This window comes from Pseudomonas sp. NY15435 (genome assembly GCF_048068295.1).
Taxonomy (GTDB): domain Bacteria; phylum Pseudomonadota; class Gammaproteobacteria; order Pseudomonadales; family Pseudomonadaceae; genus Pseudomonas.
The window spans coordinates 223,499-243,211 of record NZ_JBLUQA010000008.1; the positions used below are offsets into that span (position 1 = coordinate 223,499).

Below are 19,713 nucleotides of genomic sequence, written 5' to 3' on the forward strand. Positions count from 1 at the left end.
TGGCGGAGAGGAAGTTGGAACCTGTCTTGTAGGACAGAGCTTGCTGTAGGCCTGGTTTTCGTAAAAAAGGGCAGAAATTCAGAGGGTTATGAGGAAGCGTCTGAATGTAGGGCCTCGTTTCCGCGACTTCACTGCATTGCATCCGGCGCCACTGGAGGCTCCGGATGCCATTCACAGAAGGACTTGATGATGAAGAACGTGCAGCGCGGTTTTACCCTGATCGAATTGATGATTGTCGTGGCGATCATCGGCATCCTGGCCTCGGTTTCCCTTCCCCTGTATTCGGACTACTCCTCGCGTTCACGGGCTGCGGCGGCCAAGACCGAGTTGTCCGGCGTGAAGACGGCGGTCAGCCTTTGTCTGGCGGAAGCCAAGTCATCGGAGTGTGTTGCCGGGGCATTCGGTATCCCTGAGAGCTTCACCTATACATCGAACGTGACCGAAGGCTATTCGGTGACCGATGGCGTCATTGAGGCGAAAACCGGCGCTACCGATGTTGACGGCAATGCATTGACCATCAAGCTGGCGCCGACGAAGGACAAGTCAACTGGCAACATTGCCTGGGAGGAGCAAGGTTCGATCTGCAACGCGGACCGTGGCATGAAGCCGGGAAATGGCGACTGCCCGAAGACGCCGAAAACCGGCTCGTAAGGTTTAACGAAATCCGCGACCAGCCATCAGGTAGAGGAGTCGCATGAACCTGTAGGAGCGAGCTTGCTCGCGAAGGGATTTCCCGGCTGCACGGGAGCTGGGCCGGTTCGCGAGCAAGCTCGCTCCTACGAACAGCGAAAAACAGCAACCGAAACAAAAAAGCCCGGCATTCGCCGGGCTTTTTCTTACCGCTGCAAGGCTCAGCCTTCCAGCAGCGCCTTGTCGCGCACCGCGCCCTTGTCGGCGCTGGTGGCCAGCAGGGCGTAGGCCTTCAGTGCGGTGCTCACCTTGCGCGCGCGCGGTTGAGCCGGCTTCCAGCCCTTCTTGTCCTGTTCGGCACGGCGGGCGGCCAGTTCTTCATCGCTCACCAGCAGGTTGATGCTGCGGTTGGGGATGTCGATCAGCACCTTGTCGCCGTCCTGCACCAGGCCGATGGCGCCGCCTGCGGCAGCTTCCGGCGAGGCGTGGCCGATGGACAGGCCCGAAGTGCCGCCGGAGAAGCGGCCGTCGGTGAGCAGGGCGCAGTCCTTGCCCAGGCCCTTGGACTTCAGGTAGCTGGTCGGGTACAGCATTTCCTGCATGCCAGGGCCACCTTTCGGGCCTTCGTAGCGGATGATCACGATGTCGCCCGGCTTCACTTCGTCGGCGAGGATGCCCTTCACGGCGCCGTCCTGGCTTTCGAAGATCTTCGCGCGGCCTTCGAAGACGTGGATGGATTCGTCCACGCCAGCGGTCTTCACCACGCAGCCATCGAGGGCGATGTTGCCGTACAGCACGGCGAGGCCGCCTTCCTGGGAGTAGGCGTGCTCGACGCTGCGGATGCAGCCTTCGGCGCGGTCATCGTCCAGGGTGTCCCAACGGGTGCTCTGGCTGAAGGCCACTTGCGTGGGGATGCCGGCAGGGCCGGCCTTGAAGAAGGTGTGGACCTTCTCGTCCTGGGTCTGGGTGATGTCCCACTCGGCGATGGCGTCGGCCATGCTCGGGCTGTGCACGGTCGGTACGTCGGTGTGCAGCAGGCCGCCACGGGCCAGTTCGCCGAGGATGGAGAAGATGCCACCGGCACGGTGCACGTCTTCCATGTGGTACTTCTGGATGTTCGGCGCGACCTTGCACAGCTGCGGTACCTTGCGCGACAGGCGATCGATGTCGCGCAGGTCGAAGGCGATCTCCGCTTCCTGGGCGGCGGCGAGCAGGTGCAGGATGGTGTTGGTCGAGCCGCCCATGGCGATGTCCAGGGTCATGGCGTTCTCGAACGCCTTGAAGCTGGCGACATTGCGCGGCAGCACGGACTCGTCGCCTTCGCCGTAGTAGCGCTGGCACAGCTCGACGGCCAGGCGGCCGGCGCGCAGGAACAGCTGCTCGCGGTCGGCGTGGGTGGCCAGGGTCGAACCGTTGCCCGGCAGCGACAGGCCCAGGGCTTCAGTCAGACAGTTCATCGAGTTGGCGGTGAACATGCCGGAGCACGAACCGCAGGTCGGGCAGGCGCTGCGCTCGTACTCGGCGACTTTTTCGTCGGAGCAGGAGTCATCGGCGGCGACCACCATGGCGTCCACCAGGTCCAGGCCGTGGTTGGCCAGCTTGGTCTTGCCGGCTTCCATCGGGCCGCCGGAGACGAACACTACCGGGATATTCAGGCGCAGGGCGGCCATCAGCATGCCGGGGGTGATCTTGTCGCAGTTGGAGATGCAGACGATGGCGTCGGCGCAGTGGGCGTTGACCATGTATTCCACGGAGTCGGCGATGATCTCGCGCGACGGCAGGGAATAGAGCATGCCGTCATGACCCATGGCGATGCCGTCGTCCACGGCGATGGTGTTGAATTCCTTGGCCACGCCGCCGTGCTTTTCGATCTCGCGGGCGACCAGTTGGCCCAGGTCCTTCAGGTGCACGTGGCCGGGCACGAACTGGGTGAAGGAGTTGGCGATAGCGATGATCGGCTTCTTGAAGTCTTCGTCCTTCATCCCGGTGGCGCGCCACAGAGCACGGGCGCCGGCCATGTTGCGGCCATGGGTGGAGGTTTTCGAGCGGTAATCGGGCATGACAGGTTCCTGCGCATCAGGTCACGGTGGGAGTCGATCCGGGTCTTCTGTGCGGCGGCGTACAGCGGGTAGGGCTGGCCGGCGAGACCTTGAGCAGACTCTAAGTCGTATCGTGAGCGCGGTACGCACCGGATGCAAACAGCAGATGGCCTTGCATGGGCGAGGTCGGCACGGGGCGTGGCGGGGTCACCGCCTGCTCGGCCGGGGCTCACAGGCCCGCCGGGGGATAAATGGCAGGAATGGGCCCGATTCTACGCCGGCCCTTGCTGCCAGGGAAAGGCTGGCGGTCGGCACGGGCCATAGACTTTCGCCGCGCTGGCGTGGTCAGAATGGCCATTGATGCATCTTGGTCCCGTTCGTTGAAGGAGCAATCCATGAAAATCATCCCCATCGCGCTGCTGGCCGCGGTCTTCGCCGGTAGCGTGCAGGCCTCGTCCGACGCGGCCTGGCAAGCGCAGGACAAGCAGCAGCGCGCGGCCTGCCTGGCGCTGAGTCATCTGCAGAACAAGCAGGTGCTGGGCGCGCCGGTGCTGTTCGACGACAGCGTGGGCTACACGGCGCTGATGATTGGTGGGACTTATGCGCAGAAGCACCTGAAGGGAAAACCGGGCCGCGAGCTGTGCCTGTTCGAGCGCAAGACCGGCAAGGCGGTGATCAGCGAGGCGGATTCGCTGATGCCGATCAAGTGACGGCGTTATCCGCCAAACCCGCCGGCCGCTGGTAGCAGCCGGCTGATAAGGCGTTCCGCTTTATTCGCCCTGCGCCGAGAAAAGAAAAACGGGGTGCTTCCGTCAGGAGGCGCCCCGTTTTCCGTGCCGCTCAGCCTCAGCCGTTGGGCAGCAGGCGGACGGTCAGGCTCTTGATGTAGCGGGTTTCCGGGATCGCCAGGTGGACCGGGTGGTCCGGGCCCTGGCCGCCGCGCTCGAGCAGCTGGATGTTGCGGTCCAGGTGGCGGGCGCTGCCGAGCAGGATGTTCTGCAGGTCGTCCTCGGGCAGATGCATCGAGCAGGACGCGCTGACCAGCACGCCGTCCTTGGACAGCAGGCGCATGGCTTGTTCGTTGAGGCGGCGGTAGGCGGCCTCGCCGTTCTTCAGGTCCTTCTTGCGTTTGATGAAGGCGGGCGGGTCGGCAACGATCACATCGAAGCGCTCGTCGGCGGCCTTCAGCTCGCGCAGGGCATCGAACACGTCGCCTTCCACGCAGGCGACCTTCTCGGCCAGGCCGTTGAGGGTGGCGTTGCGCTCCACGCCATCAAGGGCAAAGCCGGAGGCATCGACACACATCACTTCGCTGGCGCCGAAGGCCGCGGCCTGGATGCCCCAGCCGCCGATGTAGCTGAACAGGTCGAGTACACGCTTGCCCTGCACATAGGGCTGCAGGCGGGCGCGGTTCATGCGGTGGTCGTAGAACCAGCCGGTCTTCTGACCGGCCAGTACAGGGGCCTCGAACTTGACGCCGTTCTCTTCCAGGGCGACCCATTCCGGGACTTCGCCGTAGGCGTTCTCGACGTAGCGCTCCAGGCCTTCGGCGTCACGGGCGCTGGAGTCGTTTTTCCACAGCACGGCGCTGGGCTTGAGCACTTGCAGGAGGGCGGCGAGCACGTCGTCGCGGTGCTTCTCCATGGTCGCCGAGGCGAGCTGGACCACCAGCACGTCGCCGAAACGGTCCACTACCAGACCCGGGAGCAGGTCGGAGTCACCGTAGACCAGGCGATAGAAGGGCTTGTCGAACAGGCGGTCGCGCAGGCTAAGGGCGACGTTCAGGCGATGAACCAGCAGGGATTTGTCGAGAACGTGCTTGGTATCGCGGGAAATCAGACGGGCGCAGATGAGGTTGTTCGGGCTCATCGCGACGATGCCCAGCGGCTTGCCGTTGGCCATTTCGAGGATGGCCTGCTCGCCGGCGCCGAAACCGTTCAGCGGGGTGGCGGCGACGTCCACCTCGTTGCTGTAGACCCACAGGTGGCCGGCGCGCAGGCGGCGCTCGGCGTTGGCTTTCAGACGCAGGCTGGGCAGGGTCATGGGGAAGGCTCCGGCAAAAGAGCGGGATTATAGCGCAGCGGCGTGCGCCGCCGGAGCACGGCGCACGCGCTTTTGATCGGGTCAGGCGGCCAGGGTTTCGATCAGCTGCTTGTTGAAGGCGGGGATATCGTCGGGCTTGCGGCTGCTGATCAGATGCCCGTCCTTGACCACCTGGCGGTCGACCCAGTGGCCGCCGGCATTGTTGATGTCGTCCTTGAGCGAGTTCCAGCTGGTCAGGGTCTTGCCCTTCACCAGCCCCGCGGAGACCAGCAGCCAGGCGCCATGGCAGATCACCGCGATGGGTTTGTCGGCCTGGGCGGCCTTCTGCACGATTTCCTGGGCCTTGGGCAGGTTGCGGATCTGGTCGGCGTTGATCACCCCGCCCGGCAACAGGACGGCGTCGTACTCGTCGATACGGGCGGTTTCGAAGGTGCCGTCGACCTTGAAGCTGTCCGCGGGCTGGTCGTGGTTCCAGCCGCGCACCTTGTCCTTGCTGTCGGAGAGGATCTTCACCTTGGCGCCGGCCTTTTTCAGGGCGTCGCGGGGGCCGGTCAGCTCCACCTGCTCGAAACCGTCGGTGACCAGGATGGCAATGGTCTTGCCTTTGAGTGTCTGGCTCATGGCTTGTCTCCCATTTCTTCCGTTTGGGTGTAAAGGTTCCGACACAGTCGCCGATGAAAGTTCAATCAAAAGCAGTCCTTCCAGACGCCTCGGCTCTGGGTAAACTGTGCACCCTGTCAACTTTCATCAGCGCACCCATGTCCCAAGAACTCTCCGCCGAACAGATCCGTCAGGCCCTGCAGGGCATCAGCGTGCCGCCGCAGCCGCAGATCATGGTTGACCTGCAGATGGAGCAGTTCATGCCCAACCCGGACCTGAAGGCGATCGCCAAGCTGATCAGCCAGGACCCGGGGCTGTCCGGTGCACTGCTGAAGCTGGTGAACTCGCCGTTCTTCGGCCTGGCCAACCGCATCACCTCGATCCAGCGCGCGGTGAACCTGCTGGGTAGCCGCTCGGTGATCAACCTGATCAACGCCCAGTCGATCAAGGGCGAGATGACCGACGACACCATCGTCACCCTCAACCGCTTCTGGGACACCGCCCAGGACGTGGCCATGAGCTGCCTGACCCTGGCCAAGCGCATTGGCTACGAGTCGGTGGACGAGGCCTACGCGCTGGGGCTGTTCCACAACTGCGGCATCCCGCTGATGCTCAAGCGCTTTCCGCACTACATGTCGGTGCTGGAGGAGGCCTACGCCAGCGCGAGCGATGAGCGTCGCGTGGTGGACACCGAGAACCGCGTGCTGAACACCAATCATGCAGTGGTCGGCTACTTCACCGCGCGCTCCTGGCGCCTGCCTGAGCACGTCTGCGAGGCCATCGCCAACCATCACAACGCGCTGTCGATCTTCAGCGAGGACAACTGTCGCGATACCCAGCTGAAGAACCTGCTGGCGATCCTGAAGATGGCCGAACACATCTGCGGCTCCTACCGCGTGCTGGGCAACCAGGACGAGGACCACGAGTGGGAGAGCGTGTGCGCGCTGGTGCTGGATTACGTCGGGCTCAGCGAGTACGACTTCGAGAACCTCAAGGCGAGCATTCTCGAGTTGGGTGTGGGGCAAGGGACGTACTGACCTGCGACCCTGGAGCGGTGACTGGTCATCGCGGATAAATCCGCCTTACGCGGCGTGAGGCTCCCTTCTTTCGTGTAGGAGCGAGCTTGCTCGCGAACCGCTCAGCGCCGTAGCCACCGGGAAATCTGTTCGCGAGCAAGCTCGCTCCTACAAGGTGGGCAGAGCGCCGAATTAGCCTTCAGATATGAAAAAGCCGGGCATCTGCCCGGCTTTTTCGTTCAACGTCGGCGATCAGTCGAGCATGTCGCTGAAGCGCGCGTCCTTCTTGTAGGCAATGGTCTGGCTGAAGCCGGGGACCTGGATGCCCTGGTCGCTGATCTCGATGGATTGCTCGTCGATCATGTCGTTGCCGAAGTTGTAGATGATCTCGAAGCGGCCCTGGGTGGCGGCTTCGTCGTACTGCCGGGCGGCAGCACGAGTCGCTTCGCGGCGGCTCTGGTAGTCGGCGAAGGCAGTGTCGCCATGGCGCTTGCGCAGCATCTTCTCGGTGATGGCCGGCGACAGCAGTACGCCGGTGGCGTTGTTGCCGCCGAAGCCCTTGGAGTTGATGAAGCACACTTCCAGATCGTCGCGGCGCACGTCGCTGTTGGACAGGGCGATGTGGTCCTTGAAGACGTCGTCGGCGAAGGTGTCCACGGTCTTGATGCCGGGAATCACGCCGTAGCGGAAGGTGCCCAGGGCGGAGATCAGCTGGTCGGCGCTGGCGGTGGCCAGAGAGTGGCCGACGAAGGCTTTCACTGCGGTGACTGGCCAGCCTTCGATGCCGAAGGCGGTAGCGACGCGGTCGAGGATTTCCGATTCGGTGACGCGGTTGGCCGGGGTGCTGGAGCCGTGTGCATGGACGAAGCTGTGCTGGCGCACGCTGTTCTCGCCAACGATCTGCGCGGCGGCGGCCACGGCTTTGGCCATGGTCAGGTAGTTGCCCGGGCCGGGAGCGGAGATGGATTTCTTGAAGCCATCGGCGTTGATGAATACGTCCGGCACCGAACCGTGGATGTCGGCGCCCAGCTCCAGGGCCAGGGCGTCGTCCATCAGCACCACGTACTGCGCGGACTCGGCGAGGGAGAAGCCGCAGTTGTCGCCGAACGGGCGGCTGGCGCGGCGGAAGTCGACGTCGTCGCGGCCTTCGATCAGGCGGAGGCCTTCTTCGGTGGCCAGCGCGCCCATGGCGGCGTAGCCCTCGATGATCTCGGAGGTAATCGGCGCTTCGGCGTTGCCGACGATGGCCACGCGGGCCTGGCCGGTGGTGATGACGTCGATGCCTTTCTGCAGGTTGTACAGGAAGGTGGCGCAGGCGCCGGTGACGCTGCCGGTCATGCCGACACTGCCCAGTACGTAGGCGTTGATGAAGTCGGTGGGCATGCTGTTGAAGCCCAGCGGCAGCTGCTTGGCCGACACGCGGTGGCCACGCAGGCGCGATTGCAGCAGGCCGCCGAAGCCGTTCTCGTCCAGCTGGCTCATGATGCTGCTGGAGAACACGGCAATTTCGTCAGGCTGCACGGCGTTGCAGATGGTCTTCCAGTCGATGCCGGTCGAGCGCACCGCGTCAGTCGCGGCAACCACCGACATCTGCAGGCCGCGCGGATGGAAGCGTGAGTTGTACAGCTCGCCCGGCTCGAAGCCGGTGGGCAGCTGGCCGGCGGACTTCACTGGCAGTGCGCGGTAGCTGTCGACCTTGAACTCGCAGCTGTCGTGCAGGGTAACGCGGACTTCGCCGCCTTCGAGCTCTTCCACCGACCAGTTGGCCGGCAGTGGCTCGGGCAGTTGCTTGCGCAGGGTGGTGAAGGTGACCGGGCCGCCGGCCGCGCTGACGGTCAGGCTCTTGTGGCAGTGCGCGGCGTCGACGTCGAGGTATTGCAGCTCGATGCGACGGATCAGGGTGGACTGGCGAATCTGCTGCCCGAAGCGCTGCTCGATGGCGGCGAGGTCGAGGCTGTTGCTGTCGGCGTCCTGGTACTGGCCATCGACGACCTTGACCAGTTTCATCATCACCGCGAGACCGGCGAGGGTTTCCTGGCGGGCGGCGCTCTCCATGGATTCGAGAACGGTGCGGCGGAACCCATGGTGGAAGGAACTGCGGCCTGCCGCGTTATATCCACCAAAACCAACGATGACCGGTAGTCGAGACATCTCTCGGAAACTCCTTCAGCAAGTGCATCTTGCGCACCGGACGACGGTGGCCCATGGAGGGGCAGCCCGGTGGCACAAAGCCAGGCGGTGGCTTCTAGTGATTCGGAATGCTTTAGCTGACGAGGATCATGACCGCCGAGTCACGCTCGCGCCAGGAATTGTCGGAAGAAGGCGACGAGTTTCCGGGCAGATCGTGCAGGAGTCTCCTAACGAAAACGGGAGCCTTGAGGGCTCCCGTTTCGATGTTGCCTTTGCTGAGCAGGGGCTTAGCGGTACTCGATGCCAGTCTTCTTGGTGCTGACACGTGTGCCGGATTTGCCCTGGGTAATGGCGACGATGTTTTCCAGCGAGCCGATCACCGCGTCCTTGCCGGTGGCGCGGGCAAATTCCATCGCGGCCATGACTTTCGGCCCCATGGAGCCGGCGGCGAAGCCGAGGCGCTCCAGTTCGTCCGGGTGAGCCTGGGCGATGGCTTTCTGGGTGGGTTTGCCCCAGTCGATGTAAGCCGCGTCCACGTCAGTGGCAATGATCAGGATGTCAGCCGACAGTTCCTGGGCCAGCAGCGAGGAGCACAGGTCCTTGTCGATCACCGCTTCGACGCCGGAGAGTTTCTTGCCGGATTCGTCGTACATGGTCGGGATGCCGCCGCCACCTGCGCAGATGACGATGGTGCCTTTCTCCAACAGCCACTTGACCGGGCGAATCTCGAAGATGCGCTTCGGGCGCGGGCTGGCGACTACACGACGGAACTTGTCGCCGTCCGGAGCGATGCTCCAGCCTTTCGCCTTGGCCAGGGCTTCGGCTTCTTCCTTCGAATAGACAGGGCCGATCGGCTTGGTCGGGTTCTGGAAGGCCGGGTCCTTGGCGTCCACTTCAACCTGGGTGAGGATGGTGGCGAACGGTACTTCGAACGGCAGCAGGTTGCCCATTTCCTGTTCGATCATGTAGCCGATCATGCCTTCGGTTTCGGCGCCGAGGACGTCCAGCGGATACGGGGCGACTTTCTCATAGGCTGCACCCTGCAGGGCGAGCAGGCCAACTTGCGGCCCGTTGCCGTGGGCGATCACCAGTTCGTTGCCGGGGGCGACCTTGGCGATCTGCTCGGCGGCGATCCGAACGTTCAGGCGTTGATTGTCAGCAGTCATGGGCTCGCCACGACGCAGCAGGGCATTACCGCCCAATGCGACGACGATACGCATATTCAGTACCTCCGAAAGAGTGGAAACGCCCCCGGACCGGCTCTCTGGCGCGGCCCGGGGGCGGCCCGGCATTACATGTCGGCGAGGGTCGAAACGAGGATTGCCTTGATGGTGTGCATGCGGTTTTCCGCTTGCTCGAAGGCAATGTTGTACGGGGATTCGAAGACGTCTTCGGTCACTTCGATGCCGTTCTTCAGGTTCGGGTACTTGGCGGCGATTTCCTTGCCGACCTTGGTCTCGCTGTTGTGGAAGGCGGGCAGGCAGTGCATGAACTTCACGCGCGGGTTGCCGGCGGCTTTCATCATGTCCATGTTGACCTGATAGGGCAGCAGTTCAGTGATGCGTTCGCCCCAGGCTTCCACCGGTTCACCCATGGAAACCCAGACATCGGTGTGGATGAAGTCCACGCCCTTGACGGCTTCTTTCGGGTCTTCGGTGATGGTCAGGCGGGCACCGCTTTCCTCGGCGAATTTCTTGCAGGCGGCGACGTGTTCGTCGGTCGGCCACAGCTCCTTCGGTGCGGCGATGCGTACGTCCATGCCCAGCTTGGCGCCGATCAGCAGCAGGGAGTTACCCATGTTGTTGCGGGCGTCGCCCAGGTAGGCGTAGCTGATGTCGTGCAGCGGTTTGTCGCTGTGCTCACGCATGGTCAGCACGTCGGCCAGCATCTGGGTCGGGTGGTACTCGTCGGTGAGGCCGTTGAACACTGGTACGCCAGCGTATTTGGCCAGTTCTTCGACGATTTCCTGCTTGAAGCCACGGTACTCGATGGCGTCATACATGCGGCCCAGTACGCGGGCGGTGTCCTTCATCGACTCCTTGTGGCCGATCTGCGAGGAGTTCGGGTCGATGTAGGTGACATTGGCGCCCTGGTCATAGGCGGCGACTTCGAAGGCGCAACGGGTGCGGGTCGAGGTCTTCTCGAAGATCAGCGCAATGTTGTTGCCTTTCAGGTGCTGTTGCTCGGTACCGGTGTACTTGGCGCGCTTCAGGTCGCGGGACAGGTCGAGCAGATAGCGCAACTCGCGAGTGCTGTGGTGCATCAGGCTGAGCAGGTTGCGGTTGTGCATATTGAAAGCCATGTTCGTTCTCCTTGTGGGATGGAATCTTGGCCTCGTCAGTACAGCTCGTGGCTGGCGGGGCGGGCGGCCCTGGCTATAGGGCCGCCTCTTCAGTACGTTGCGCTCTGTTGGGTGTAGCTGGTTTCTTAGTAATCGACCGGATCGCGGATGATCGGGCAGGTCATGCAGTGACCGCCGCCACGGCCCCGGCCCAGTTCGCCGGCGCTGATGGTGATGACTTCCACGCCAGCCTTGCGCAGCAGGGTATTGGTGTAGGTGTTGCGGTCATAACCGACTACCACGCCCGGCTCCAGGCAGACCACGTTGTTGCCGTCGTCCCACTGCTCGCGCTCGGCGGCGAAGCTGTTGCCGCCGGTTTCGACGACGCGCAGTTTCTTCAGGCCCAGGCTCTCGGCAACGACGGTCATGAAGTCCTTGTCTTCGCGCTGGACGTTGATGCCGTAGGGGCTCTTCTCGTCCGGGCGCAGGGTGAAGGCAACGATCTCTTTCACCACTTCCGGGAAGACGGTGACCAGGTCGCGGTCGCAGAAGGTGAAGACGGTGTCCAGGTGCATCGCGGCGCGGGACTTGGGCAGGCCGGCAACGATGACTTTCTCGGCAGCGCCTTTGGCGAACAGCGCCTGGGCAACCTGGCCGATGGCCTGGCGGGAGGAACGCTCACCCATACCGATCAGCACGACACCGTTGCCGATGGGCATGACGTCGCCGCCTTCGAGGGTGGACATGCCGTGATCCTTGTCCGGATCGCCGTACCAGACTTCGAATTCGGCGTTGGTGAATTCCGGGTGGAACTTGTAGATCGCGGTGGTCAGCAGGGTTTCCTGACGTCGCGCCGGCCAGTACATCGGGTTCAGGGTCACACCGCCGTAGATCCAGCAGGTGGTGTCACGGGTGAACTGGGTGTTGGGCAGCGGCGGCAGCAGGAAGCTGGAGTGGCCCAGGTAGTCGCGGTACATCTTCAGCGCCTTGGCGCCTTCGCTTTCCGGGATGTCATCGGAAGCCACGCCGCCAATGAGGAACTCCGCCAGCTTGCGAGGCTCCAGGCTTTCGAGCCAGCCGCGCAGTTCCTGGGTCAGGCCCACGCCAACGCTGTCATTGGTGATCTTGCGATCGAGGATCCATTTGAGGGCTTCGGGGTTCTGGACGGTCTCGGTCAGCAGGTTGTGCATTTCGAGGACGTCGATGCCACGCTCGCGCATCTTGGTGACGAAGTCGAAGTGGTCGCGCTTCGCCTGATTCACCCAGATAACGTCGTCGAACAGCAACTCGTCGCAGTTGCTCGGGGTCAGGCGTTGATGGGCGAGTCCAGGCGAGCAGACCATCACTTTGCGTAGTTTGCCAGCTTCAGAATGGACGCCAAGTTTGGTTTTTTCCGTGCTCATGAGATGTCTCCAGGAGTTACAGAGTGAGGAAGCCGTCGTAGAGGCCATAGGCCGCGATCAGTGCACCGATCACGACTACTGCGAAGATGAGCTTCTCGACATTGGTGAAGATGGGTTGACCCACTTCGTGTTTCGCTTTGGCGAAGAGGATGACGCCGGGCGCGTACAGCAGCGCCGACAGCAGCAGGTACTTCAGGCCACCTGCATAGATCAGCCACACCGCGTAGAGAACCGAGATCCCGGCGATGATCAGGTCTTTGGTGCGGTCAGCCGAGTCGGTCTCGTAGGTCTCGCCCTTGACTGCCAGCAGCAGGCCGTAGGCTGCGGACCAGAAGTACGGGATGAGGATCATCGAGGTCGCCAGCAGCAGCATCTTGGTGTACGGGTCCATTTCGCCGTCGGCACTGCCGGAGGTGAAGAACACGATGACCAGGAAGACCTGCACGCAGATGTTGGTCAGCCAGAGGGCGTTGGCCGGCACCTGGTTGGCGTTCTCCTTGCGGAGGAACTCCGGCATGGTGTGGTCCTTGGCGGCGGCGAACATGATCTCGGCGCACAGCAGGACCCAGGAGAGCAGGGCGCCCAGCAGGGAGATGAGCAGGCCGACGCTGATCAGGACCGCGCCCCAGTGGCCGACCACATGCTCCAGCACCAGTGCCATCGACGGGTTCTGCAGCTTGGCCAGTTCCGGCTGGGTCATCACGCCCATGGACAGCACGTTCACCAGTACCAGCAGCAGCAGGACGGTGATGAAGCCGATCACGGTGGCCTTACCGACGTCCGAACGTTTTTCCGCACGGGAGGAGAAGATGCTCGCGCCCTCGATGCCGATGAACACCCACACGGTGACCAGCATCATGTTGCGCACCTGGTTCATCACGCTGCCCAGGTCAGGATTGCTCTTGCCCCAGATGTCGGCGGTGAAGATGTCCAGCTTGAAGGCGAACAGGCAGATCAGGATGAACAGGAACAGCGGGACGATCTTCGCCACCGTGGTGATGGTGTTGATGAACGCCGCTTCCTTGATACCGCGCAGCACCAGGAAGTGCAGGGCCCACAAGAGGATCGACGCGCAGACGATTGCCGCGACGGTGTCACCTTTGCCGAAGATCGGGAAGAAGTAGCCCAGGGTGCTGAACAGCAGGAGGAAATAACCGACGTTGCCCAGCCAGGCGCTGATCCAGTAACCCCAGGCCGAGGAGAAGCCCATGTAGTCACCGAAACCGGCCTTGGCGTAGGCGTACACACCACCGTCAAGTTGGGGTTTGCGGTTGGCCAGGGTCTGGAAGACGAAGGCCAGGGTCAGCATGCCGACCGCGGTGATGGCCCAACCGATGAGAATGGCGCCAACGTCTGCGCTGGCGGCCATGTTTTGCGGAAGGGAGAAAATGCCCCCCCCGATCATGGAGCCTACGACCAGGGCTGTCAGCGCGCCGAGTCGTAGTTTTTGGCTGCTTTCTTGCGACATTTAGGAATCTCCCTATAGGAAGTTGGAGAGTGGGGCTATTAGGCGCCTGTCCCCGGGGCTCGCCCCTGATTCAGGTCAATAGCTTGCTATCCAATGTATTGGGCAGTACTTCCTGCTCTGCCCACCCCGGATAAACCATAGGAGAGGTTTTGCATTAGCGCCCGATTTAGAGGGGATTTCGTGAAGATTTGAGCGCGGTTTCATGACCGCAGAATGGCAGTCGATTTTGCAGGCCCGCGGCGGGCGCGCCGTTGCGCTTGATTCACAGGTGCACGCAGGCACAGGACCGCTATGTAGGAAAGTCCTGAACGAAGGTGCGGAAGGTGAGAATTGGCCGGGGCAGGATCACTGCACCCGGCGATGCGCCTGTCGAATCGAAGGCACGAGATGGCAAGAAGCCCGAAGGACACCGCCGGGTTCGTGGCCCGGCGGGCGCGACGTGACGGGCACGCCGCGAGATGCGACGCACAAGGCAATCGCACCCGTGTCGCAGAGCAAGGTGTATGCCAGGGCTGAAGACTACGTCAGAGCGCTTTGTAGCGCTGTTCGCCCTTGGTCGCAGTCAAATCCATCGGCGGATTTCTGCTCAGATGTCGCCGTCGTCGGCGGAATTTCCGCCACTTCCGGAGAACAGCAGCCCGTGCTTGCGCAGTTTGTCGTGCAGGGTCTTGCGTGGCAGGCCCAGAGCTTCGGCCAGGCTGCGCAGGGAGTTGTGCGACCGGCTCATCTCGGCAGCGATCAAACTGCGCTCAAAGGACTCCACCTGTTCATTCAGCCCGGTGCCGGGAGCGATGTTCATGGCCTGGCCGTGGCGCTCATCCAGACCCAGGTCCAGTCCGAGGGCGTAGCGTTCCGCCGCGTTCTGCAGTTCGCGGACATTGCCCGGCCAGCCATGGGCCAATAATTGTGCACGTTGCGCCGAGTCCAGTGGGCGGGCGGTCAGGCCATGGCGCTCTGCGCCGCGCTCAGCGAAGTGCCGGAACAACAGCAGAATGTCATCACCGCGCTCGCGCAGTGGTGGAATGCGTACACTCGCGACGTTCAGGCGGTAATAGAGGTCGGCACGGAAGCGGCCTTCATCGGAGGCCAGGCGCAGGTCCTCCTTGGTCGCCGCGATGATGCGAATGTCCAGTGGGATGAGCTGGTTGGAGCCGAGGCGTTCGACAGTGCGTTCCTGCAACAGGCGCAGCAGCTTCACCTGCACGTCCAGGCTCATGCTCTCGATCTCATCGAGGAACAGAGTGCCGCCGTTGGCGAACTCGAACTTGCCGATGCGGCGTTTCTGCGCGCCGGTGAAGGCGCCCTGCTCATGGCCGAACAGCTCGCTCTCCACCACTGACTCGGCCAGTGCGCCGGCGTTGATCGCGACGAAGGGGCCGTTACGGCGGCTCGACAGGTCATGCAGGGCGCGGGCGACCACTTCCTTGCCGGAGCCGGTTTCACCCAGCACCAGCACGTCCGCCTGGATCGCCGCGAGCGACGCGACCTGCTGTTGCAGACGCTGCATCGGCGCGGACTGTCCAACCAGACGGCCACGGACTTCTTTCTGCTCGGTCAGCGCCAGACGCAGGCTGCGGTTTTCCAGTACCAGTCGGCGAACGTCCAGCGCGCGGCGCACGCTGTCGAGCAGCGCATCGCTGGGGAACGGCTTTTCGAGGAAGTCGTAGGCGCCCGAGCGCATGGCCTTCACCGCGAGCGGAACATCGCCGTGGCCGGTGACCAGAATCACCGGTAGTTCGGAGTCCTGCGCGTGCAGTTGTTCCAGCAACTGCAGGCCATCGATGCCGGGCATGCGGATGTCACTGACGATCACTCCCGGCCAGTCGCGGGCCTGTTGTGGGTCGATCTGCCGTGCATCGCCGAGCGCGACCACCTTGAAGCCAGCAAGGTCGAGGGTCTGGCAGAGCGCCTGGCGCAGGTGCGGATCATCATCGATCAGCAGCACCTGGGTGGTGGTGTCGAACGGCTCGGCCGAACTCATGCGCGGGTTTCCTCTTGCGGCGTCAGTGTCACGCCGGGGATGCCCGGCAACAGGTGCAATTGTACGAGAGCGCCGCCCTCGGGGTGGTTGCCGAATTCAAGATGCCCGCCCAACGTGCGCAGTAAGGTGTCGCATATGGCCAGGCCCAGCCCCAGGCCTTTCGCGCTGGTCTTGGTGGTGAAGAAGGGCTCACGGGCGTGGGCCAGGGCCTCTTGGGAGAAACCGGGGCCGTTGTCACGCAGGGACAGGATGATGCGTTCGGGCGTCTGCTCGGCAGTGAGCCAGATGCGCCGCGGCAGGCCCTTTTCGGCCAGGGCATCGAGGGCGTTGGAGATCAGATTGGAAAGAATCTGCCGCAGGCGCGTCTCGCCGGCCTGTACCCAGATCGCGGCGTCGGGCAGATCGCGCAGCAGTTCCACGTTCATGGCCTGGCGGCGTTGGGCGACCAGAGCCAGAGCGTCATTGATCGCCGGCTGCAGTGCCACGTTTTCCGGTGCGCGCCGGGCGCCGCGGGCATAGGCCTTCAGGTGGCCGATGATCGAGGCCATGCGCCCGGTCAGTTCGCCGATCTGCACCAGATTGCCGCGGGCATCGTCGTAGCGCTCGTGGTCGAGCAGTACACGCGCGTTGTCAGCGTAGCTGCGGATCGCCGCCAGCGGCTGGTTGAGTTCGTGACTGATGCTGGCGGACATGGTGCCCAGGGCGGTCAGCTTGCCGGCTTGCACCACTTCATCCTGGGCGTGCATGAGCTCGCGCTGCGCCTGCTCGCGGTTGCTGACTTCCTCCTGCAGCCGCGTATTAGCGCCTTCCAACTCCTGGGTGCGTTCTTGCACACGCAGTTCCAGTTCGTGCTTGGCCTGCGCCTCGAGGGCAATTCGCTCCAGGTAGTGGCGGCGGCTGATCGTCAGTAGCGACAGCAAAAGAAGGAGCGCGACTAAGGTAGCCGCCCCGATCAGTACGACGCTGCGTACGGGCCCGTCGACCTGGCTGCGCGGGGTATAGATGCTCACCGTCCAGCCGGTCTCCGGCAGGTGGCGGCTTTGGCTGATCCAGCGCCGCTGGTCGATCTTCAGGGGAGCCGGGTGCAGCACGGGATAGGGAATGTTCTCGGCAATTTCGCGCTGCTTGGCAGGCGACAGCTCCTTGGCCGTGTGGAAACGCCATGCGTTGCTGGAAGAGAGGATGACGACGCCGTTGGAGTCCATCACCAGCAATTGCTCCGGGGTATTGCCCCAGAGCTGCTCCATGTGCTCGAGATCGACCTTCACCACCAGCACGCCGAGCAGTTTGCCGCCATCACGCACATCGCTGGCAAAGTAGTAACCGCGCCGCTTGGAGGTGGTGCCCAGGCCGAAGAACCGCCCCTGCCGGCCTTGCGTCGCCTCCTTATAGTAGGGGCGGAAGGCGAAGTTGCGGCCGACGAAGCTGTCCGGCTGATCCCAGTTGGAGGCGGCGTGGGTCATGCCGTCCGCCTGGATCAGGTAGATGACATCGGCGCCGGTGCGCCCGCGGATACGTTGCAGCTCGAGGTTGGCGGTGTTCTGCGCTGTTAGGCTCTCTGGCGCTTGCAGCGCGGCGCGCAGGGTGGGCAGCTCGCCGAGAATAGGTGGCAGGTCCTCGTAGCGGCGTAGCGTGCCTAGCAGGTTGGCGACGTAGAGGTCGAGGGTTTGCTGGTTCTGCTCGGCCAGTTGCTCGCTGTAGTAGCGCTCGGCGAGGTGGTGGAGGGGCCAGAGAAGAGCCAGGAGCAGCAGAATCAGTGGGAGTCGCAAATGCCAGCGGGCAGAGAGGGGAGGCAGATTCATTGATTCACGCCTGGCGGTGGTGAGCGATCACGGAGGGGCAAATGTTTCGGGTTAAGGCGAAAGCCTCAGGATGTAATATCATTGTAATGTTATGATTTAGGAGTTTTCTGTAGGACAAGGGCCCTAATGCGCCTGAAGCGGCAGTTCCTGTGAGGAATTGTACCTCCTACGGAGTGAAAATGTCTGAGTCAAAGAAATTGTAAGTGCGGGGGCGTAGTGTTTAGAAATAAGAGGGTTGTATTGTTTTTGTCCTTGGTAACTATTGCTGTGGTCTCATGGTGGCTTGATCGCTACTCCCTTGGTTTGCAGTTGAATAGTTATATTGGCAGTGCAGGTTTTTTTGCTAATAGTTTGCCGTTTGTTATCTTTTTTCTGCTGCTTCTGGCGCTGACGAATAGAGTAATATTTTCCAGTGGGTTGACACTGTTGATGACTGCTGTCATCTATTCGGTAAATAAAGAAAAGCTGGCCTTGCTGGAAAAGCCCTTATCCATCCAAGATGCAATGTTCCTAAAAGAGATTGACTGGTCTGTGGTCAGTTTGTTGGGGAATTACTTGGACCCGCGTATTTTGGCGTTGTCTGTGGTGCCGTTGATTGTATTGGGAGTGGTGTTCGTAGTTGAAAGGCGCTTCTTTGTGATTTGGCCGAAGCTTCGATTGTTTATCCTGCTGTCGTCTACGATGGCTACCTACGGTATGACATCGGGAAGTCAGGCCTTCGAGAGTATATATGATTACCAACGCCTGAAATTGGGCTGGGTGGATGAGGAAAGCTCTCTTCATGCAGGACTCATGAGTACATTGATCTATAATGGCATAAAACAGCAATCTAGCACTGAAGAGTCGGTAGATATAAGTGCCGCTGGCAGAATTATTGATAAGTACCCTGCCTGTGCAAAAGAAATACCGCTCCATTCTGCCGATGAGCGGCCGGATATTGTTGTCATTCAAAGCGAATCGTTCTTTGATCCGGCAGTGCTGGACGGAGTCGAGGTAGATGCCAATGTTCTGCCTAACTTCAGGCGAGCAAAAAGCCTGGGCTTCGGAGGTGAAATGCTGGTGCCGACTTTTGGTGGTGGGACATTGCGGACGGAGTTCGAGGTCTTGACGGGGATTCCTCTATTTGCGTACCCCCGTGTGCAGTTTCCTTATACGCAAGTCGATATGGGGCCATTGCATAGTATGGCCTCTGAACTAGCGAGGAAAGGATATGAGACAGTCGCGATTCATGGAAATAAAGGGGCTTTCTGGAATCGGAAGAAAACTTTTGAGCAAGCAGGATTCGATAGCTTCCTGACTATAGACGATTTCCCGGCTGAGGATGGTCAGGAGGGCTGGTTTGCCTCGGACAACGCAATGACAACCTTGATGATGGAGCGGCTCTCGTCGTCCGATCAGCCGAAATTTATTTTCGCTATCAGTATTGAGGCGCATGGCCCATACGGCAGGAGTCCGGTTCGCGACCAGAGCAAGTGGAACGCCTTGGCTGCGCCAGCTGCACTCAGCAAGGCTGCGGCGATTGAGTACAAGAACTATCTGTATCACATCAACAATGCAGACGCTGAGCTGGGCCGGATTCTGGACTTCCTGGAGAAGCGGAAGAGACCTTATGTTCTGGCGTTCTATGGTGACCACCTGCCTGGCTTCAAGTACATCTATGAGGAGAAAGGCTTCAAGAATGGAAAGAGTGCTCCGCAGCAGCAAGTTCCCTGGTTGATTGTCAGTAATATGGAAGGCCCGCCGAAAATTCACGTTCCTCAGTCCTGGGTCTTAGGTTCTAACATTCTGAGAGTTGCTGGTTATCGTGGGGGGCGTTATTTCAGCCTGACTCGTAAAGTTGGACAGTCTCTTGAGTCTGATGAACAGGATTCGCAAGATTCGCTTATTTCAGATTTTATGTCGGTCGCGCGCTTACAATTGACTGGAAAGCTTTCCGGTGTGGTTGGGGATATGGAGATGTCTAAGTGAAAACGGTGCTTTCTGTATTTCTTTCAGCTCTTTTTGCGGGGGCTGTATATGTTGCGTTTTCCTCCAGTGCCGTTCTTGACGTAGAGCCAAACAAGCTTCCCGGATGTAGCTTGGACAGAATAAGCAGTGTAGTGACATGGAAAGTGGATGGGGCTGGAACTAAGTTTGTCCGTATTTATGTGAAAGAAGTTGGAAAAAAGGAAAGGCTCTGGGCAGAGGGTGACCCAGTCGGAAGCCAGAAAACGGAACCCTGGGTGGGGGACGGTCTGACCTTTATCCTGAAAGATGACAAGGGAGTTGTCTTGGCTCGCCGCACGATTGAGGCTTCCAGTTGCGCTACATGATCTAGGTG

15 protein-coding genes are annotated in these 19,713 nt (G+C 61.6%); 5 read left to right on the plus strand and 10 right to left on the minus strand.

Going from position 1 to position 19,713, the window contains the following annotated elements; translation table 11 throughout:
• The first annotated feature begins 186 nt into the window (after positions 1-186).
• Positions 187-651 (plus strand): pilin, encoded by a 465-nt coding sequence (locus tag ACNFH5_RS20350; RefSeq protein WP_416749013.1) that lies wholly within the window; start codon positions 187-189, stop codon positions 649-651.
• A gap of 200 nt (positions 652-851) precedes the next feature.
• Here the strand turns inward: ACNFH5_RS20350 and ilvD are convergent, their stop codons facing one another.
• Positions 852-2,690: a dihydroxy-acid dehydratase gene (gene ilvD, locus ACNFH5_RS20355; protein ID WP_416749015.1), complete on the minus strand. Its 1,839-nt coding sequence runs from the start codon at positions 2,688-2,690 to the stop codon at positions 852-854.
• A 374-nt stretch (positions 2,691-3,064) separates the two neighbouring features.
• On the opposite strand from ilvD, the gene ACNFH5_RS20360 reads away from it, so the two are divergent.
• Positions 3,065-3,379 carry a hypothetical protein gene (locus tag ACNFH5_RS20360; RefSeq protein ID WP_416749017.1) on the plus strand — a complete coding sequence of 105 codons (315 nt, stop codon included), beginning with the start codon at positions 3,065-3,067 and terminating at the stop codon, positions 3,377-3,379.
• Between the two features lie 136 nt (positions 3,380-3,515).
• On the opposite strand, the gene ACNFH5_RS20365 is transcribed toward ACNFH5_RS20360, so the two are convergent.
• Together ACNFH5_RS20365 and ACNFH5_RS20370 are read right to left on the minus strand one after the other, a co-directional pair.
• On the minus strand, positions 3,516-4,712 hold the full coding sequence (locus ACNFH5_RS20365; RefSeq protein WP_315808307.1) for a class I SAM-dependent rRNA methyltransferase: 1,197 nt from the start codon (positions 4,710-4,712) through the stop codon (positions 3,516-3,518).
• Positions 4,713-4,793: 81 nt separating this feature from the next.
• The gene (locus ACNFH5_RS20370) at positions 4,794-5,333 is read right to left on the minus strand and encodes a type 1 glutamine amidotransferase domain-containing protein (RefSeq protein WP_416749019.1); all 540 of its coding nucleotides are present in this window, start codon (positions 5,331-5,333) and stop codon (positions 4,794-4,796) included.
• Positions 5,334-5,524: 191 nt separating this feature from the next.
• Here ACNFH5_RS20370 and ACNFH5_RS20375 point away from each other — a divergent pair, with 191 nt between their 5' ends.
• On the plus strand, positions 5,525-6,349 hold the full coding sequence (locus ACNFH5_RS20375) for an HDOD domain-containing protein (RefSeq protein WP_416749144.1): 825 nt from the start codon (positions 5,525-5,527) through the stop codon (positions 6,347-6,349).
• A 231-nt stretch (positions 6,350-6,580) separates the two neighbouring features.
• Here ACNFH5_RS20375 and ACNFH5_RS20380 read toward each other — a convergent pair whose 3' ends face one another.
• The 7 genes from ACNFH5_RS20380 to ACNFH5_RS20410 all read right to left on the minus strand — a co-directional run bounded on the left by ACNFH5_RS20380 (position 6,581) and on the right by ACNFH5_RS20410 (position 17,393).
• Entirely contained in the window at positions 6,581-8,479 is a 1,899-nt protein-coding gene (locus tag ACNFH5_RS20380; protein ID WP_416749021.1) for a beta-ketoacyl synthase, read from the minus strand.
• 266 nt (positions 8,480-8,745) lie between these two features.
• A complete protein-coding gene (gene arcC / locus ACNFH5_RS20385; protein WP_416749023.1) occupies positions 8,746-9,678 on the minus strand; it encodes a carbamate kinase in 933 nt (310 codons plus the stop codon).
• 71 nt (positions 9,679-9,749) lie between these two features.
• Complete coding sequence (locus ACNFH5_RS20390; protein ID WP_416749025.1) at positions 9,750-10,760, minus strand: ornithine carbamoyltransferase; 1,011 nt, start codon at positions 10,758-10,760, stop codon at positions 9,750-9,752.
• 125 nt (positions 10,761-10,885) lie between these two features.
• Positions 10,886-12,142: an arginine deiminase gene (gene arcA, locus ACNFH5_RS20395; protein WP_205338016.1), complete on the minus strand. Its 1,257-nt coding sequence runs from the start codon at positions 12,140-12,142 to the stop codon at positions 10,886-10,888.
• 16 nt (positions 12,143-12,158) lie between these two features.
• Positions 12,159-13,610, minus strand: coding sequence for an arginine-ornithine antiporter (arcD, locus tag ACNFH5_RS20400; protein ID WP_416749028.1), 1,452 nt, complete (start codon positions 13,608-13,610; stop codon positions 12,159-12,161).
• Between the two features lie 586 nt (positions 13,611-14,196).
• Entirely contained in the window at positions 14,197-15,591 is a 1,395-nt protein-coding gene (gene dctD, locus ACNFH5_RS20405) for a two-component system response regulator DctD (protein WP_416749030.1), read from the minus strand.
• Positions 15,588-17,393, minus strand: coding sequence for a sensor histidine kinase (locus ACNFH5_RS20410; protein ID WP_416749032.1), 1,806 nt, complete (start codon positions 17,391-17,393; stop codon positions 15,588-15,590). Before ACNFH5_RS20410 ends, dctD begins: the two co-directional genes overlap by 4 nt.
• Positions 17,394-17,633: 240 nt before the next feature.
• On the opposite strand from ACNFH5_RS20410, the gene ACNFH5_RS20415 reads away from it, so the two are divergent.
• The gene (locus ACNFH5_RS20415; protein WP_416749034.1) at positions 17,634-19,361 is read left to right on the plus strand and encodes an LTA synthase family protein; all 1,728 of its coding nucleotides are present in this window, start codon (positions 17,634-17,636) and stop codon (positions 19,359-19,361) included.
• The gene (locus tag ACNFH5_RS20420) at positions 19,358-19,705 is read left to right on the plus strand and encodes a hypothetical protein (RefSeq protein WP_416749036.1); all 348 of its coding nucleotides are present in this window, start codon (positions 19,358-19,360) and stop codon (positions 19,703-19,705) included. Before ACNFH5_RS20415 ends, ACNFH5_RS20420 begins: the two co-directional genes overlap by 4 nt.
• Positions 19,706-19,713: the final 8 nt, after the last annotated feature.

What these genes read in the sequence shown, in the direction of transcription:
- ACNFH5_RS20350 (WP_416749013.1), top strand. Translation starts at nt 187, where the DNA reads ATGATGAAGAACGTGCAGCGCGGTTTTACCCTGATCGAATTGATGATT.
- ilvD (WP_416749015.1), bottom strand. Translation starts at nt 2,690, where the DNA reads ATGCCCGATTACCGCTCGAAAACCTCCACCCATGGCCGCAACATGGCC.
- ACNFH5_RS20360 (WP_416749017.1), top strand. Translation starts at nt 3,065, where the DNA reads ATGAAAATCATCCCCATCGCGCTGCTGGCCGCGGTCTTCGCCGGTAGC.
- ACNFH5_RS20365 (WP_315808307.1), bottom strand. Translation starts at nt 4,712, where the DNA reads ATGACCCTGCCCAGCCTGCGTCTGAAAGCCAACGCCGAGCGCCGCCTG.
- ACNFH5_RS20370 (WP_416749019.1), bottom strand. Translation starts at nt 5,333, where the DNA reads ATGAGCCAGACACTCAAAGGCAAGACCATTGCCATCCTGGTCACCGAC.
- ACNFH5_RS20380 (WP_416749021.1), bottom strand. Translation starts at nt 8,479, where the DNA reads ATGTCTCGACTACCGGTCATCGTTGGTTTTGGTGGATATAACGCGGCA.
- arcC (WP_416749023.1), bottom strand. Translation starts at nt 9,678, where the DNA reads ATGCGTATCGTCGTCGCATTGGGCGGTAATGCCCTGCTGCGTCGTGGC.
- ACNFH5_RS20390 (WP_416749025.1), bottom strand. Translation starts at nt 10,760, where the DNA reads ATGGCTTTCAATATGCACAACCGCAACCTGCTCAGCCTGATGCACCAC.
- arcA (WP_205338016.1), bottom strand. Translation starts at nt 12,142, where the DNA reads ATGAGCACGGAAAAAACCAAACTTGGCGTCCATTCTGAAGCTGGCAAA.
- arcD (WP_416749028.1), bottom strand. Translation starts at nt 13,610, where the DNA reads ATGTCGCAAGAAAGCAGCCAAAAACTACGACTCGGCGCGCTGACAGCC.
- dctD (WP_416749030.1), bottom strand. Translation starts at nt 15,591, where the DNA reads ATGAGTTCGGCCGAGCCGTTCGACACCACCACCCAGGTGCTGCTGATC.
- ACNFH5_RS20410 (WP_416749032.1), bottom strand. Translation starts at nt 17,393, where the DNA reads ATGAATCTGCCTCCCCTCTCTGCCCGCTGGCATTTGCGACTCCCACTG.